The organism is Nocardia sp. NPDC052112, assembly GCF_040680135.1.
GTDB lineage: Bacteria > Actinomycetota > Actinomycetes > Mycobacteriales > Mycobacteriaceae > Nocardia.
On record NZ_JBFAWD010000001.1, the window covers coordinates 581,064 to 595,677 of the forward strand.

The 14,614-nt window shown below is 66.9% G+C and carries 14 protein-coding genes; 7 read left to right on the forward strand and 7 right to left on the reverse strand.

Annotated elements, in window-relative coordinates; genetic code table 11:
• Nucleotides 1-36: 36 nt before the first annotated feature.
• Nucleotides 37-726: a TVP38/TMEM64 family protein gene (locus AB0L58_RS02735; protein ID WP_364379803.1), complete on the reverse strand. Its 690-nt coding sequence runs from the start codon at nt 724-726 to the stop codon at nt 37-39.
• A 174-nt stretch (nt 727-900) separates the two neighbouring features.
• On the opposite strand from AB0L58_RS02735, the gene AB0L58_RS02740 reads away from it, so the two are divergent.
• Genes AB0L58_RS02740 through meaB form a run of 3 tightly spaced genes read left to right on the forward strand, consistent with a single transcriptional unit; the run spans nt 901 to nt 6,052 of the window.
• On the forward strand, nt 901-2,745 hold the full coding sequence (locus AB0L58_RS02740) for a methylmalonyl-CoA mutase family protein (RefSeq protein WP_364379806.1): 1,845 nt from the start codon (nt 901-903) through the stop codon (nt 2,743-2,745).
• Nucleotides 2,745-5,045: a methylmalonyl-CoA mutase gene (scpA, locus tag AB0L58_RS02745; protein ID WP_364379809.1), complete on the forward strand. Its 2,301-nt coding sequence runs from the start codon at nt 2,745-2,747 to the stop codon at nt 5,043-5,045. The genes AB0L58_RS02740 and scpA overlap by 1 nt, the downstream gene beginning before the upstream one ends.
• Nucleotides 5,042-6,052 (forward strand): methylmalonyl Co-A mutase-associated GTPase MeaB, encoded by a 1,011-nt coding sequence (gene meaB, locus AB0L58_RS02750; protein WP_364379812.1) that lies wholly within the window; start codon nt 5,042-5,044, stop codon nt 6,050-6,052. The genes scpA and meaB overlap by 4 nt, the downstream gene beginning before the upstream one ends.
• Nucleotides 6,053-6,088: 36 nt before the next feature.
• Here meaB and AB0L58_RS02755 read toward each other — a convergent pair whose 3' ends face one another.
• Entirely contained in the window at nt 6,089-6,679 is a 591-nt protein-coding gene (locus AB0L58_RS02755) for a TetR/AcrR family transcriptional regulator (protein ID WP_364379815.1), read from the reverse strand.
• A gap of 79 nt (nt 6,680-6,758) precedes the next feature.
• On the opposite strand from AB0L58_RS02755, the gene AB0L58_RS02760 reads away from it, so the two are divergent.
• The gene (locus AB0L58_RS02760) at nt 6,759-7,130 is read left to right on the forward strand and encodes a nitroreductase/quinone reductase family protein (protein ID WP_364380211.1); all 372 of its coding nucleotides are present in this window, start codon (nt 6,759-6,761) and stop codon (nt 7,128-7,130) included.
• Between the two features lie 13 nt (nt 7,131-7,143).
• Here AB0L58_RS02760 and AB0L58_RS02765 read toward each other — a convergent pair whose 3' ends face one another.
• Entirely contained in the window at nt 7,144-7,638 is a 495-nt protein-coding gene (locus AB0L58_RS02765; protein WP_364379818.1) for a MarR family transcriptional regulator, read from the reverse strand.
• Nucleotides 7,639-7,755: 117 nt separating this feature from the next.
• Between AB0L58_RS02765 and AB0L58_RS02770 the strand changes: the two genes are divergently transcribed.
• Nucleotides 7,756-8,400 carry an NAD(P)H-binding protein gene (locus AB0L58_RS02770; RefSeq protein ID WP_364379821.1) on the forward strand — a complete coding sequence of 215 codons (645 nt, stop codon included), beginning with the start codon at nt 7,756-7,758 and terminating at the stop codon, nt 8,398-8,400.
• A 3-nt stretch (nt 8,401-8,403) separates the two neighbouring features.
• Here AB0L58_RS02770 and AB0L58_RS02775 read toward each other — a convergent pair whose 3' ends face one another.
• From AB0L58_RS02775 to AB0L58_RS02785, 3 genes are read right to left on the reverse strand one after another with little or no spacing between them, the layout of a single operon-like run.
• Nucleotides 8,404-9,285 (reverse strand): amidohydrolase family protein, encoded by an 882-nt coding sequence (locus AB0L58_RS02775; protein WP_364379824.1) that lies wholly within the window; start codon nt 9,283-9,285, stop codon nt 8,404-8,406.
• Nucleotides 9,282-10,331, reverse strand: a complete 1,050-nt coding sequence (locus AB0L58_RS02780) for a nucleoside hydrolase (protein WP_364380214.1) — start codon at nt 10,329-10,331, stop codon at nt 9,282-9,284. Before AB0L58_RS02780 ends, AB0L58_RS02775 begins: the two co-directional genes overlap by 4 nt.
• A 28-nt stretch (nt 10,332-10,359) precedes the next feature.
• The gene (locus AB0L58_RS02785; protein ID WP_364379827.1) at nt 10,360-11,565 is read right to left on the reverse strand and encodes an FAD-dependent monooxygenase; all 1,206 of its coding nucleotides are present in this window, start codon (nt 11,563-11,565) and stop codon (nt 10,360-10,362) included.
• A gap of 101 nt (nt 11,566-11,666) precedes the next feature.
• Here AB0L58_RS02785 and AB0L58_RS02790 point away from each other — a divergent pair, with 101 nt between their 5' ends.
• Nucleotides 11,667-12,239, forward strand: coding sequence for a TetR/AcrR family transcriptional regulator (locus AB0L58_RS02790; RefSeq protein WP_364379830.1), 573 nt, complete (start codon nt 11,667-11,669; stop codon nt 12,237-12,239).
• 31 nt (nt 12,240-12,270) lie between these two features.
• On the opposite strand, the gene AB0L58_RS02795 is transcribed toward AB0L58_RS02790, so the two are convergent.
• Nucleotides 12,271-13,617, reverse strand: coding sequence for a CoA transferase (locus AB0L58_RS02795; RefSeq protein ID WP_364379833.1), 1,347 nt, complete (start codon nt 13,615-13,617; stop codon nt 12,271-12,273).
• A 44-nt stretch (nt 13,618-13,661) separates the two neighbouring features.
• Between AB0L58_RS02795 and AB0L58_RS02800 the strand changes: the two genes are divergently transcribed.
• Nucleotides 13,662-14,567: a dienelactone hydrolase family protein gene (locus AB0L58_RS02800; protein ID WP_364379836.1), complete on the forward strand. Its 906-nt coding sequence runs from the start codon at nt 13,662-13,664 to the stop codon at nt 14,565-14,567.
• The last annotated feature ends 47 nt before the right edge of the window (nt 14,568-14,614 follow it).

The following is a 14,614-nucleotide window of genomic DNA, read 5'->3' on the forward strand; positions in this document are numbered from 1 at the left end:
GAGCCTGCATAACGGGTCCCGGACGACGCCCTGGCGTCAGTCGGGCACGGTGACCGGGGCGGTGGTCTCGCGATCCGGTTCGTGGGCGCGAGCGCCCCAGCGCGCGTCGACGATCAAACCGACGATGCCGATGGCGATCAGCACCCCGGAGACCACGAGCATGCCGGGGTGGGTACGTCCGGTGAGGGCATCGCCCAGGATGACGGTGCCGATGGTGCCCGGGAGGATACCGATGACGGTGGCGATCAAGTACGGCCAGAAGCGGATCGAGGAGAGAGCGCTGCAGTAGTTGATCACCGAGAACGGAGCGAACGCGATCAGGCGCAGCGAGCCCACCGCGAGCCAGCCGCGGCGTTCCAGGCGTGCATCGATGGAGCGGACCGCCGGGTGCGTGAGGTGGGCGGCCACTCGATCCCGGTCCAGCGCGCGGACGAGCAGAATGGCCAGCGCGGCGCTGACCGTCGTCGCAGAGGCGGCGAGGACGATACCGAGCGCGGGTCCGAAGAGGACGCCCGCGCTGACCGTCAGCACGGTTCGTGGGATGGGAGCCACCGTGACCAGCGCATGGACCACGAAGAACACCAACGGGAAGATCGGGCCGACCGAGGTGGCCCAATCCTGCAGCTGCTGCGGTGTCGGTAGTGGGACCAGCACGGCCGCGATGAACAGCGCCGCGCCACCGACGAGCAGGGCGACGACGCGCGGGTCGCGGATGAGCCTGAGCACCGCGCCAGGTTACCGGTTGGTAGTGGCGGCCACGGTCAACCGGCTGTGGACCTGCCGCTAGCATCGAAGGAAACGGGACGAATGCTCGTTAACCGATGTGCTCGCTGAGCTGGGCGAATGCAACGGTTTCGGGCGCACATGAGGTGTGCGTCGAGGAGAAGAGGAACAGCAGCTATGCCGATTGCTTCAGAGCCGGTGCCCGATTACGCCGCATGGCGCAAGGGCGTGGCGGGGGTACTGGCGAAGGCCCGCAGGGTCGACGTCGCCGAACTTCCGGAGGAGCCAGAAAAGCTGCTCGAGGAACAGACCTACGACGGTCTGGCCATCGCCCCGCTGTACACCCGCGGGGATGAGCGGCCCGAACTGCCGCTGCCGGGCGAATATCCGTTCGTCCGTGGCCGGGACGCCACCAGGGATGTGCATCGCGGCTGGTATGTCAGCGCCGTCATCGACGCGGCCGATGGCGCGGCGGCGAATCGGGAGATGCTGTCCGCGCTGGAGAACGGGATCAGCGCACTATGGCTCGGCGTCGGTGAGCGCGGTGTGGCGGTGGCCGAACTGCCCGCCGCGCTGTCCGGTCTGCTGTTCGAACTGGCGCCGCTGACACTGGCCGCCGGCGACGCGGTTTCCGCTGCGGCGCAGCAGGTCTTCACGCTGCTCGACGGTTACCAGGTGGCGGACCGGACCGAAATCCGAGTCGCATTGGGCGCGGCTCCGCTCACCAGTCGCTTCGCCGGAACCGCCGATATCGAACTGGCGGAGACGATTGCCCTGGCCGGTGCGGCCGTGCAGCGACCGGAGACCGTGCGCGCTATCACGGTGGACGGCACCGTCTTTCACAATGCCGGCGCCTCGGACGCCCAGGAACTCGGCGCGGCGGTGGCTGCCGGTCTGGCATATCTGCGCGCGCTCGCCGAGGGCCAGGACATCGCGGATGCCTTCGAGCAGTTGGAGTTCCGCTTCGCCGCGACCGATGACCAGTTCGCCACCATCGCGAAATTCCGTGCGGCCCGCCAGCTCTGGGCCCGCATCGCGCATGTGTGCGGCGCCCCCGCGTTCGGTGACGCACCGCAGCATGCGGTGACCTCCGCGGCGATGATGACCCAGCGTGATCCGTGGGTGAATATGCTGCGCACCACGCTCGCGGCCTTCGGTGCGGGAGTCGGTGGCGCAGATACGGTTACGGTGCTGCCCTTCGATTCGGCATTGCCGCCCGGCGAACTCGGCGTCTCGAAATCGTTCGCGGACCGCATGGCGCGCAATACTCAGCTGCTGCTGCTCGAGGAGTCGCATCTCGGTCATGTGCAGGATCCGGGGGCCGGTTCCTGGTACATCGAGGATCTCACCGCCGCACTCGCCGCCAAGGCATGGGAGTTCATGCAGGAGCTCGAGGCCGCGGGCGGCTACCTGGCCGCGCTGGACTCCGGCATGCTCGCCGAGCGGATCGCCGAGACCCGATCGGCTCGGGATGCCGATGTGGCACACCGCAAGACGGCGGTCACCGGCGTCAACGAATTCCCTAATCTGGCCGAACAGCCGCTGTCCGAGGCGGCGCGGCAGCCAGGCCAGGTGGTTCGCTACGGTGCCGCATTCGAGGCGCTGCGTAACCGCTCGGATGCCTACCTCGCGGCCGAGGGCGTGCGTCCGCGTGCGCTGCTGGTGCCGCTCGGCACCGTGGCCGAACACAATGTGCGGGTCACCTTCATCGCGAACCTGTTGGCCTCGGGCGGTGTCGAGTCGATCAACCCCGGTCCGCTGGATGTGGCCGGAATCGGAGCGGCGGCAACCGAATCCGGTGCCGCGATCGCCGTATTGTGTGGTTCGGACAAGCGTTATGCCGAGCAGGCGGGCCCGGCGGTCGAGCAATTGCGGGCCGCCGGAATCGAGACGGTGCTGCTGGCCGGTGCGGAAAAGGCCGTCGCAGACCTGAGCGCCGCGCACCGTCCCGACGGCTATCTCGCGGCCCGCATCGACGCGGTGGCCGCACTGTCCGACCTGCTGGAGAAGGTGGGAGCCTGATGACATTGAGTCACATCGACCAGCCGGGCGAAATCGACGAGCCCGGCGGCATCGAGCACCGGATCGGCAGTTTCGCCGAGGTACCGCTGTCCGAACGTCCGGCCGAACCCGCCGGCGTCGACTCCGCGCAGGTCGACGCCTTCGTGCGCGCCGCCGCCGAGGCGAACAACTACACCCCCGAACAGTTGGTGTGGTCGACGCCCGAAGGTATCGACGTGCCACCGGTTTTCACCAAGGCCGACCGTGATGCCATTGCGGCCGAAGGGTATCCGCTGGACAGTGTGCCGGGCATCGCGCCGTTCTTGCGCGGTCCATACCCGACGATGTACGTCAACCAGCCGTGGACCATCCGCCAGTACGCGGGCTTCTCCACCGCCGCGGATTCGAATGCCTTCTACCGGCGCAATCTGCAGGCGGGCCAGAAGGGTCTGTCGGTCGCCTTCGACCTGGCCACGCACCGCGGCTACGACTCCGATCACCCGCGCGTCCAGGGCGATGTCGGGATGGCCGGTGTCGCCATCGATTCCATCCTCGACATGCGTCAGCTCTTCGATCACATCCCGCTGGATCAGGTCTCGGTATCGATGACCATGAACGGCGCGGTGCTGCCGATCCTCGCGCTGTATGTGGTCGCGGCCGAGGAACAGGGCGTGGCACCGGAACAGTTGGCCGGAACCATTCAGAACGACATTCTGAAGGAGTTCATGGTCCGCAATACCTACATCTACCCGCCCAAGCCCTCGATGCGGATCATCTCCGATATCTTCGCCTATACCAGCGCGAAGATGCCGAAGTTCAACTCGATCTCCATCTCCGGCTACCACATTCAGGAGGCCGGAGCCACGGCCGATCTGGAATTGGCCTACACCCTCGCCGACGGAGTCGAGTACATCCGCGCGGGTATCGCCGCGGGTATGGAGGTCGACAAGTTCGCGCCGCGCCTGTCGTTCTTCTGGGCCATCGGCATGAACTTCTTCATGGAGGTCGCCAAACTCCGTGCGGGACGGCTGCTCTGGAGTGAGCTGGTGGCGAAGTTCGAGCCCAAGAGCGCGAAATCGCTATCGCTGCGGACGCACTCGCAGACCTCGGGTTGGTCGCTGACCGCGCAGGACGCCTACAACAATGTGGCGCGTACCTGCATCGAGGCGATGGCCGCGACCCAGGGGCACACCCAGTCGCTGCACACCAACGCCCTCGACGAGGCGCTGGCCCTACCGACGGACTTCTCGGCGCGCATCGCCCGCAATACCCAGCTGCTGATCCAGCAGGAGTCCAACACCACACGGCCGATCGACCCCTGGGGCGGTTCGTACTACGTGGAATGGCTCACCCACCAATTGGCCAATCGCGCCCGCGCGCATATCGCCGAGGTGGAGGCACATGGCGGTATGGCGCAGGCGATCGGCGAGGGCATCCCGAAGCTGCGCATCGAGGAGGCCGCCGCCCGCACCCAGGCCCGTATCGATACCGGCCAGCAGCCGGTGATCGGCGTGAACAAGTACCAGGTCGAAGAGGATCAGCAGGTCGAGGTCCTCAAGGTCGAGAACTCCCGGGTGCGCGCGGAGCAGATCGAGAAGTTGAACCGGCTTCGGGCCGAACGCGATTCGGCAGAGGTGCAGCGGGCACTGGCCGAATTGACCCGTGCGGCGGCCGCTTCGGAGGGCGGCATGGAGAACAACCTGCTCGCGCTGGCCATCAATGCCGCGCGCGCCAAGGCCACCGTCGGTGAGATCTCCGACGCGCTGGAGCAGGTGTACGGCCGCCACCAGGCCGAGATCCGTACGCTCTCCGGTGTGTACCGCGACGAGGCCGGGAAGGTGACCAATATCAGCAAGGCGATCGAACTCGTCGAGGAATTCGCCGATGCGGAGGGTCGGCGCCCGCGCATCCTGGTCGCCAAGATGGGCCAGGACGGGCACGACCGAGGTCAGAAGGTGATTGCCACGGCCTTCGCCGACCTCGGCTTCGACGTCGATGTGGGCCCGCTGTTCCAGACCCCGGAAGAGGTGGCGCAGCAGGCGGCCGATAACGACGTGCACGTCGTCGGTGTGTCCTCGCTGGCAGCCGGCCACCTCACGCTGGTGCCCGCTCTGCGGCAGGCACTGGCCGATGTCGGGCGTCCCGATATCATGGTCATCGTGGGCGGTGTCATCCCGCCCGGTGACTTCGAGGAGCTGTACGCGGCGGGTGCGGCGGCGATCTTCCCGCCCGGCACGGTGATCGCCGATGCGGCGATCGATCTGCTGAAGAAGTTGGCGGGTGAACTCGGTCATGAGATCGGTGGCGGCAGCAGTCGATGACTTCAGCGACGGGCGGGCGTCAGCGCGCCATTGATGTCGACGCGCTCGCACAGGCGGTTCGCTCTCAGGAGCGGGCCGCCGTGGCGCGCGCGATCACCCTGGTCGAGTCGACCAGGGCCGACCATCGGGAGTTGGCGCAGCAGCTACTGCTACAGCTGACCCCGCCGACCGATACGGTCACCTCGAATCGTGTCGGCATCACCGGTGTTCCCGGCGTCGGCAAGTCGACGTTCATCGATGCGCTCGGCATGGATCTGATCGGCAAGGGGCACCGGGTGGCGGTGCTGGCCGTCGACCCGTCCTCCACCCGCACCGGCGGTTCCATCCTCGGTGACAAGACCCGCATGGCGCGACTGTCGCTGGAGCGCAACGCCTATATCCGTCCCTCGCCGACCGCGGGCACCCTCGGCGGTGTCGCCAAGGCAACCCGCGAGACCATCGTGCTGCTCGAAGCCGCGGGCTATGACGTGATCCTGGTGGAGACCGTCGGTGTCGGCCAGTCCGAGGTGACGGTCGCGAATATGGTCGACGTGTTCTGTTTTCTGACTCTCGCCCGCACCGGAGATCAGTTGCAGGGCATCAAGAAGGGTGTCCTGGAACTCGCCGACCTGGTCGCGGTGAACAAGGCCGACGGCAAGCACGAGATCGAAGCCAAGTCCGCGGCTCGCGAATTGGCCGGGGCGCTGCGGCTCATCCATCCGCCCGACGCGCTCTGGCGCCCACCGGTGCTCACCATGAGTGGCCTGCAGGGCCATGGGCTGGACAAGTTCTGGGACACCGTCCTCGAACACCGCCGGGTGCTCACCGAGGCGGGCGAGTTCGCCGAAAAACGGCGCCGTCAACAGGTCGACTGGACCTGGACCATGGTGCACGACCAATTGTTGCGCCGCCTCGCGGAGAACCCGAACGTCAAAGCCATTCGCGCACAGGTGGAGAAGCAGGTGCGCGACGGTACACTGACCGCGGCGCTGGCCGCTGAGCAGATTCTGGACGCCTTCGACAGTTGAGGGTGGATCCTGGCGTGCGGGTTGCCATTTCTGCGGCTACCCTGCGATGAGTTGGGCGGCCAATGCGGCTGCCAGGGCTGCGGCACCCTCGGCGTGTAGCGCCTTGGGCTGGAACAGGATTCGATACCACAGCACGCCGAAGGCCTGCTCGACAGCCAGTTCGATGCCGGCTCGGTCCGCAATCTCGCCGCGCGAGCGCGCCTGCGTGATGACTTCTGTCAATGCCGTTCGACGGCGCGCGAGGAACTCCTGGAGTGCCTGCTCGAGGTTCGGATCGTCCTGGGCGGCGATGACCGCGGCGATCAGCGCTTGGCGATTGCGTTCGGTGCTCGCGGCGGCGAATGTCTCCTGGAGGAAGATCTCGAGGTCGCCGCGTAGGGTTCCGGTGTCGGGAACCGCTACCGCCTGTTCGGCCGAGTGGACCAGCGCGTCGAGCAGAACGGCGTCCTTGGACGGCCACCAGCGGTAGATGGTCTGTCGTCCGACACCCGCGTGCGCCGCGATGCGATCCACTGTGACGCCCGAACTCCCGTGCTGGGCAAGGAGTTCCGCGGCAGCAGTCAGGATCGCCGTCCGAGCCGCCGCATTGCGGCGGGATCCGGTGTGCGCGCGAGTGGTGTCGGCCATGACCGAATGCTACCTTGACGAGACTGTCAGTCTCGACAACACTCGAATCATGACTGCACCGGCCAAGAATTCCTGGCGTATGCGCCTCGATCGTGTCTTTCACCGCCGCCTCGCCAATCCGATCACCACACGCATGCGCGACCAGATCCTGCTGGAAACCACCGGCCGCAAATCCGGTGAACCCCGGCGCACCCCGGTTGGCGGAAGGGTGGTGGGGGAGCAGTTCTGGATGGTCTCCAACCACGGCGACCACTCGGACTATGTGCGAAACATCAAGGCGGACCCTGCCGTTCGCATTCGCATAGACGGCCGTTGGCGCAACGGAACCGCCCATCCACTCCCGGAGGACGACGCAATTGCGCGCCTGACCACGCTCCCGCGCATGAACAGCGCGATGGTGCGCGCCTTGGGCACCAACCTCCTGACCATCCGCATCGATCTGACCGACTGACGCCTCGTGCGGATCAGACCGAATCGCCGTGGGCCTCGAGTAGGGTGCGCAAGGCGGTGGCGAGTTGCTTGCGCTGTGCGGGCGTGAGGGGTTCGAGCAGGCGGGCCTCGGTGGCGACGTGGTCGGGGAGTGCCTTATCGATGAGCTCGCGTCCCGCATCGGTGAGGGTGACCTGCACGCCGCGTCCATCGCGTTCGCTGCGCGCGCGGGTGACGAGGCCGCGCTCCTCCAGGCGGTCCAGGCGCTGTGTGACACCACCCGAGGTGATCATCGCCGAATGCATGAGTTCGGTGGGGGTGAGGCGGTGGGGTGGATCGCTGCGGCGCAGGGTGGCGAGCACATCGAAGGAGGCCGCGTCGAGTTCGTGTGCGGCGAAGGTCTTACGTAATTCGGCACCGACCACCTGGGACAGTCTCGTCAATCTGCCGAGGACCGCCATCGGCGACACGTCCAGGTCGGGACGTTGTACGCGCCATTGCTCGAGCACCCGTTCGACATGATCTGTCACGTCCGCAGCCTAGCGAATACCTCAGCGGTGAGGTATCTCATAGCCCGGAATTGCTTAACGCTAAGCTATATTCCTTAGTGCTGAGAGATTCATCCAGGCTCGGACGGAAGGCGAATCATGATGCGTATCACCGTGTTCGGAGCAGCGGGCGAGGTGGGCAGCCGAGTGGTGGCCGAGGCACTGGACCGTGGGCACGAGGTCACCGCGGTGGTCCGCGATCGCACGCGGGCGGGTGCGGTACCCGCCGCGGCGACGCTGCGCGCGGGTGATGCGGCGAACCTCGACGATGTCGTATCCCTGAGCACCGGACAGGATCTGGTCGTCACCGCCACCCGCCCCGCACCCGGTCGCGAATACGAACTGCCCGCCATCACGTCGGTGTTGTTGTCCGCGGCGGCGCGGACCGGCGCGCGTCTGCTGGTGGTCGGCGGCGCGGCCACCTTGTTCATACCCGGCGCCGATGCGCTGACATTGCACGAAAGCCCGGATTTCCCCGTCGAATTGCGCGCCATCGCCCGCGCCTGCGCCGACCAACTCGCGATCTGTCGCGGCGAAACCGCCGCGGACTGGACGTATCTGAGCCCGCCCGCCGAACTGGTGCGGGGACGGCGAACCGGCACCTATCGACTGGGTACGGACGAATTGCTCACAGACGCCGACGGCGTCTCGGCGATCTCGCTGGCGGATTTCGCGGTAGCGCTGCTCGACGAGGCCGAGCGGCCGCTGCACCGGCGAACCAGATTCACTGTCGCATCGGTTTGAGCCCTATGCGATCTCGAAGAGTCGTGCGGCGTTTCGGTAGCAGACTTGCCGGAGCCAGGAGTCGCCGAGCTCCAGGCGCTCCAGCGCGTAGATCGAATGTCCGTAGGAGTACGGAATATTCGGAAAGTCGCTACCGAACAGAATGCGGTCGCTCATGGCGCGCAGCCTGCCGTGCTCGGCGGTCGGAAAGGGAGCCGAGGCCTCGGTGAAATCGGTCCACACCATGGTCGTATCCAGGTGCACACCCGGATATTCCTGTGCCAGGTCGAGGAATTCGGAGTACTCGGGTGTGCCCATATGCGCGATGATCAGTCGTAGGCGCGGATAGCGTTGCAGCAGACCGGCAATGGGCTCCGGGCCGGTGTACTCACCGGGCGCGGGTCCGGAGCCGCAGTGGATCAGCACCGGTATTCCGGCGTCCTCGATCATGCCCCACACCGCGTTCAGCAGCGGATCGCCGGGATGGAAGTCGCCGACCTGCACATGCACCTTGAACACCCGGGCGCCACGCTCGATGGCCGCATCCACATAACTCGCGGCGTGATGTTCCGGATAGAAAGTAGCGGTATGCAGACAATCCGGCGTGCGTTCGGCGAAGTCGGCGGCCCATTCGTTGAGCCACGCCGCCATATCCGGCTTGTGCGGATATACCAGTGAGGTGAACGCGCGAACACCGAAGTCGCGCAGTGTCTTCAACCGGACCTGCTCATCGTCGCGGTAGGCGATGGGCCACTCCTGGCCGACGAGCGGGCCGGCCGAATCGAAGTACGCCCACACCTTGGCCATGACCTGCTCGGGCATGAAATGCGTATGGACGTCGATGATTCCGGGCAATTCGAGCCGGGTGCGGAAGTCGGCGAGATAGGTATTGTCGTCGTCGGTCATCGAGCAGCCTCCTGCGGGTAGACCGACTGGGCGAAGTCGCCGACCCGGGTGATCAGTCGCTCGAAGAACACATCGGGGTCGGTGCCGACCACGATGTCGGCGTTGGGTTCGCGGCCCCACATGCCCGCCCAGTCCGCCACCGTGGTGGCGCGGGTGATGGTGCCGACGAGTTCGACATCGACGGCGGCCGGGCGAGTAATCGCGAGCGCCGGATCCAGCGCGACGGCCGCCGCGAACGGATCGTGCATATGCGCGAGATAGCCAAGGTCGTAGAGCTTGTGGAAATCGAAGTAGAACCGGACCGCATCGGTGAAGTACCGCACGATCGGATTGCTCGTCGCCGACCTGGCTTCCGGTGGGTCGGTCTCCGAAAGCAGCTCCACGGGCAGACTGCCCGCGCGTTCGGCGAGCTGTGCCACATGTTTGGGCCGCATCTCGATGGTCTCGGTGATATCGAGCGGGCAGACGATCGGCCGTCGATCGGCGGGGGCCGCGGAGAAGGCGTCGAAGACTTCCTTTGCCGCCTCCGGATCCACGTGCACATTCCATTCGTTGGTCGGGGTGGTGTTGCCGGGGTGATTGAAGGCTCCGCCCATGATCACCAGCCGCCGCAGCAGCAGCGGCAGCCGCGGTTCGAGGCGAAGAGCGAGCGCCAGATTCGTCAGCGGTCCCGTGCAGAGTCCGATGATCTCGCCGGGAGCGCCGCGCACCAGATCGACCCACATCTCGGCCGCCGACCGGGCCGAGATCGGCCGAGCGGATGGCGGCAGCTCCGCATAGCCGACACCCTGCGGCCCATGTGTGTCCTCGGTGGTGCGCAGCGGGATCGCGAGCGGTTCCGCGGCACCCAGCGCGACCTCGATATCGGGCGCCCGGCAGACATCCAGCCAGGCGAGGTTGTTCGCCGCCACCTGTGGTGCGGGCACATTGCCCGCGGTGGCGGCGATTCCCACGATCTCGGCCTCCGGGGAGGCAAGCAGGTAGAGCAGCGCGAGTGAATCATCGATCCCGGTATCGACGTCCATGACGATCTTCTGCCGCACCAGTCGAGCGTAGCGAGCGGACGTGGGCGGCTCAGTAGGTGGGCAGCACGTAGTCGTCGGTATCCGACATCATCCGCAGCATGACCGGGCGCATCACCCGCGAGGTCATCACCTTCATGCTCGCGCGTGCCATCCGCGTGCCGAGGCGTGAGGTCGGCAGCATCATCTTGATGCCGCCCCCGGGCAGTTCCTTGGCCTTGTCCAGGAACGGTGTGACGATCTCCTCGTAGCGGGTCAGTGCCGTCGCGAGTTCATCCGGCGCGGCGGCGATTTCACCGGCCAGGACATAGGCGCCGACGATGGCCATGGCGGTGCCCATGCCGGTCATCGGGGAGCCGCAGAAGCCGGAGTCACCGAGCAGCGTGACCCGGCCGGTCGACAGCGACGGCATATCGACGCGCGCCAGCATGTCGAAATAGAAGTCCGGGGTCGTGGTCATCGCGTCGAGTACCGCCGGGGTCTGCCATCCGGCCTCGGCCAGCATGTCGTGGATGAGCCGCTGCTGGGCGGCAACGTCGCGGCGCAGTGCCGGATCGGCCTCGGTGCGCAGGGTGATAATCGCCTTCGAGGTGGTCGGATCGGCATCTGGTCGAATCGCGACCGCCGCGCTGGGCACCGTATGCATCTTGAACCAGCCCGGCTCGGTGCCGGTGGGTGTCGGGATGGTGAAGAAGGACATGTAGCCGCCGAGATAGGTGACGAACTGTTCCTCCGGACCGAAGGCCAGCTGCCGGGTCGCCGAGTGCACCCCGTCCGCGCCGACGACCAGATCGAAACGTTCGCGGCGCCCGGATGCGAAGTCGACCTCGACACCGGTGTCGTCCTGGCGCAGCGCCGTGATCCATTCGCCGTAGCGGTAATCGAGTTCGCCCGCCGTGCTGGCCAGTTCGGTGAGCAGTACCTGATTCAAATCGCCTCGGGTGATTTCGATGTCGGCCACCGGACCCTTGCCGTCGAACATCTCCGCGGGCATCCGGGCGAACTCCCGGCCATTTTCGTCGACGTAGGCCATGCCGCGCTCGTCGAGCTGGTACTTGCGAATGCCCGGCATGAGTCCCATCCGCTCGGCGATCTCGCGGCTCGGTCCGCGCAGGTCCACGGCCTGACCGCCGGGGCGAGGCTTGGGCGCGCGCTCGACGACGGTGGTTCGGATGCCCGCCCGCAGCAATTGCAGCGCGAGCGCGTTGCCGGCGATACCGCCGCCGCTGATCAGGATGTGGCGGGAGTTGATCGTCATGACAGGGCCAATCTCTCGGACGAATGTGTCAGACGTATGTCTAACACGAAGGTGGCACGAATGTCTAGTACAAATGTCTTATCCGTGTGTAAGCTGAGGTCATGGGAAACCGAGAAGATCTACTGGCGGGAGCACGTAAGGCCATCATCGAACGTGGTGTGGCGAAGACAACCGCGCGTGATATCGCGGCGGCCGCGGGTGTCAGCCTGGCCGCGATCGGCTACCACTTCGGCTCGAAGGATCGGCTGATCACCGAGGCACTCGCGGAGGCGCTCGGTACCGATATCGGCGACCGGATGGAGGCGTTGATCCGCGCGGGCAGCGGTGAGTCGCCGCTCGCGGCGTTCACGCAGATGTGGAACGCGATGCCGCAGGTTTTCGAGGACAACCGGGACGGCATGTTGGCGAGTCTGGAGAATCTGGTCCGCGTCGCACGGACGCCGGAATCGCAGACATTCATGGCAGATAGCCTCGACGGCGCATACCGGGACATCGGTCGAGCCTTACGCGAATCCCGTCCGGATCTGGATGCGGACACCGCCCAGGCGATTGCCGAGTTGTATTTCGTACTGACCCAGGGCCTCGGCATTCTGTGGACGATCACCCGCGGCGCGAACCTGCCCGACGGCGCGCGACTGACCAAGGCCATCGCGGCCCTGGCCGACGAGTCCTGATCGGTCGAGGCGCGGCCGAGCTGTGCGCGTGCTATCGGGTGTGCAACGGCCACACCGGCCGGTCGGCGCCGTACCGCGGTGCAGGCCATGCGTAATCCGGATATTCGGCGAGTACCGGCGCGGCGGTCGTGACATTGCCGTGGGTGACCGCCGACGCCGGACTCGGCGGCGCGGCCTGCGGATGACGCGGTGTCCGGCCGGGCGCGGTGAGGAGCCAGGATGCGGTGCGCGCCAAGGCGACTCGGACGTCGCGGCCGATGCCGTCATGGGCGCGGGCGACGAGTGCGTCGATAACCCCGGCGGCGAGCAGGTAGCCGGAGGCATGGTCGAGTGCCTGCGCGGGCAGCGTCCCCGGCACCGCCGGTGCGCCCTCGACGATCGAAATACCCGCCGCGGCCTGCACGATGCTGTCGAAACCGCGGCGCCGACCCCACGGGCCGGATTCGCCCCATGCCGATATCCGACCGTGTACGAGGCCGGGACGACGGGCGGCGGTGAGTCCGGCGTTTTCCAGTGCGCCCGGTCGATATCCGGTGATCAACACATCGGCGGCGGTGAGCAACTCGTTGACCAGTGGCAGGTGCCGGTGCAGATCGAGCAGAGCGGAACGCTTGCCCTGGCAGGTGTCGTGGTACTGCCAGGGGATCTCGGATAGGTGCGGCGGGTCGATCCGTAGCACCTCGGCACCGAGCAGTGCGAGGGTTCTGGTCGCAACGGGTCCGGCGATCACGCGGGTCAGATCGAGTACGCGCACCCCGCGCAACGGCTGCAATGGTGAAGCGCCGATCGGCAGGCCGAGCTGGCCCCGGTCGATCCGGGCGTCGATCGCCACCAGCGGACCCGATGCGGCCGCCTGGCCCTGCGGGGTCGCCGCCCACTCCTGTTCGGTCCGCACCTGGACCGCGATGGCGCCGTGCGTGGCCGCATTCTCCTCGACATCGCTGGCGCGGCTCATCGCCATCTGAGCGACCGCGAGATCGACGGGAGCGTCGTCGGGTAGTCCGAGCGAGGCGAGCAACCGCGCGCGATGATGCGGATAGTTGGCATGAGTGCGGACCCAGCCGTCGAAGGTGGGAAAGAATCCGGACAAATCGGCGAACACTTCGGCAGGCGCACCACCGATGCGCAGCAGGCGTTCGCTGGCGAACGCGGCGCTGATCCGGTCCGGATCCAGCCGGTGCAGCACCGGATTCAGGTGGTGGGCGTCGCGGATTCGGTTCGCCGCCGCCGTCACCGCGCCGACCGATCCGGCGGCCAGTGCCCAAACCGGCAGCGCCGCAGCCAAACAGCTGCCCGGATCGGCGGCGGGGATGGAGCCGGAGGCCGGCACACCGATTCCGGCCTCGTAGTCGCGGACCAGCTGTTCGTGCGCAATCACGAGATCGAGAGTAGTTGTTGTGCCGCAGTAGTAGGGTCGGGGCCATGACGCCGCTGCAGCGTTATATCGCCGAAGAGATTGCCACCGACCATGCCGACGGATTGATCGGCCGCCGGGAAGCACTGCGCCGACTAGGGATGCTCGGGGTCGGAGCAACCGCCGCGGTCGCATTGCTCGCCGCCTGCTCCAGTAGCGGCGACCAGGCGAATTCCGCGTCGACGGGATCGAAGCCCGCGGCGTCGTCGGCCCCGCCGGGAACCAGCGGCGCGGTTGCGGCCACCGCGATCACCTTCGCCGGACCGGGAGGTCGTCAGCTACAAGCCGCATGGGCGGCCGCGCCGCAGCCGCGCGGCAGTGTGCTCGTCATCCATGAGAACAAGGGGCTCACCGACCATATCCGTTCGGTGACAGGACGTTTCGCCGGCGCCGGATACTCCGCACTCGCGGTCGACCTGCTGTCCGAACTCGGCGGTACCGGCGCCTTCACCGATCCGGCGGCAGCCACCGCCGAACTCGGCAAGATCGCGCCGGAACAGTTCGTCGCCGATCTGCAGGCCGGGATCGCCGAGTTGGAACGGCGGGTGCCGGGAAAGAAGATCGGCGCCACCGGATTCTGCTTCGGCGGCGGTCTGGTGTGGTTGCTGCTGGCCGACGGCACGCCGCAACTCGCCGCGGCGACACCGTTTTACGGTCCCTTCCCGGAGAACGGGGACCTGTCCGGGTCGAAGGCGGCGGTGCTCGGCATCTACGCCGCCAAGGACGAGCGGGTGATCGCCTCGCGCCCCACCGCGGAGGCGGCGCTGGACCGGGCCGGCCTCATACACGACATCTACGTCGCACCCAATGCGGACCACGCCTTCTTCAACGACACCGGACCTCGCTACAACCCGACCGCGGCCACCGAGGCTTGGCAGCGGGTCCTGGAGTGGTACGGAACCTATCTCGGGTGAAACGCGGCCGTGCGGGTGGCGATATCTGGGTCGGCGGAACTTTCGAC

What these genes read in the sequence shown, in the direction of transcription:
- AB0L58_RS02740 (WP_364379806.1), top strand. Translation starts at nt 901, where the DNA reads ATGCCGATTGCTTCAGAGCCGGTGCCCGATTACGCCGCATGGCGCAAG.
- scpA (WP_364379809.1), top strand. Translation starts at nt 2,745, where the DNA reads ATGACATTGAGTCACATCGACCAGCCGGGCGAAATCGACGAGCCCGGC.
- meaB (WP_364379812.1), top strand. Translation starts at nt 5,042, where the DNA reads ATGACTTCAGCGACGGGCGGGCGTCAGCGCGCCATTGATGTCGACGCG.
- AB0L58_RS02755 (WP_364379815.1), bottom strand. Translation starts at nt 6,679, where the DNA reads ATGGCCGACACCACTCGCGCGCACACCGGATCCCGCCGCAATGCGGCG.
- AB0L58_RS02760 (WP_364380211.1), top strand. Translation starts at nt 6,759, where the DNA reads ATGCGCCTCGATCGTGTCTTTCACCGCCGCCTCGCCAATCCGATCACC.
- AB0L58_RS02770 (WP_364379821.1), top strand. Translation starts at nt 7,756, where the DNA reads ATGATGCGTATCACCGTGTTCGGAGCAGCGGGCGAGGTGGGCAGCCGA.
- AB0L58_RS02775 (WP_364379824.1), bottom strand. Translation starts at nt 9,285, where the DNA reads ATGACCGACGACGACAATACCTATCTCGCCGACTTCCGCACCCGGCTC.
- AB0L58_RS02785 (WP_364379827.1), bottom strand. Translation starts at nt 11,565, where the DNA reads ATGACGATCAACTCCCGCCACATCCTGATCAGCGGCGGCGGTATCGCC.
- AB0L58_RS02790 (WP_364379830.1), top strand. Translation starts at nt 11,667, where the DNA reads ATGGGAAACCGAGAAGATCTACTGGCGGGAGCACGTAAGGCCATCATC.
- AB0L58_RS02800 (WP_364379836.1), top strand. Translation starts at nt 13,662, where the DNA reads ATGACGCCGCTGCAGCGTTATATCGCCGAAGAGATTGCCACCGACCAT.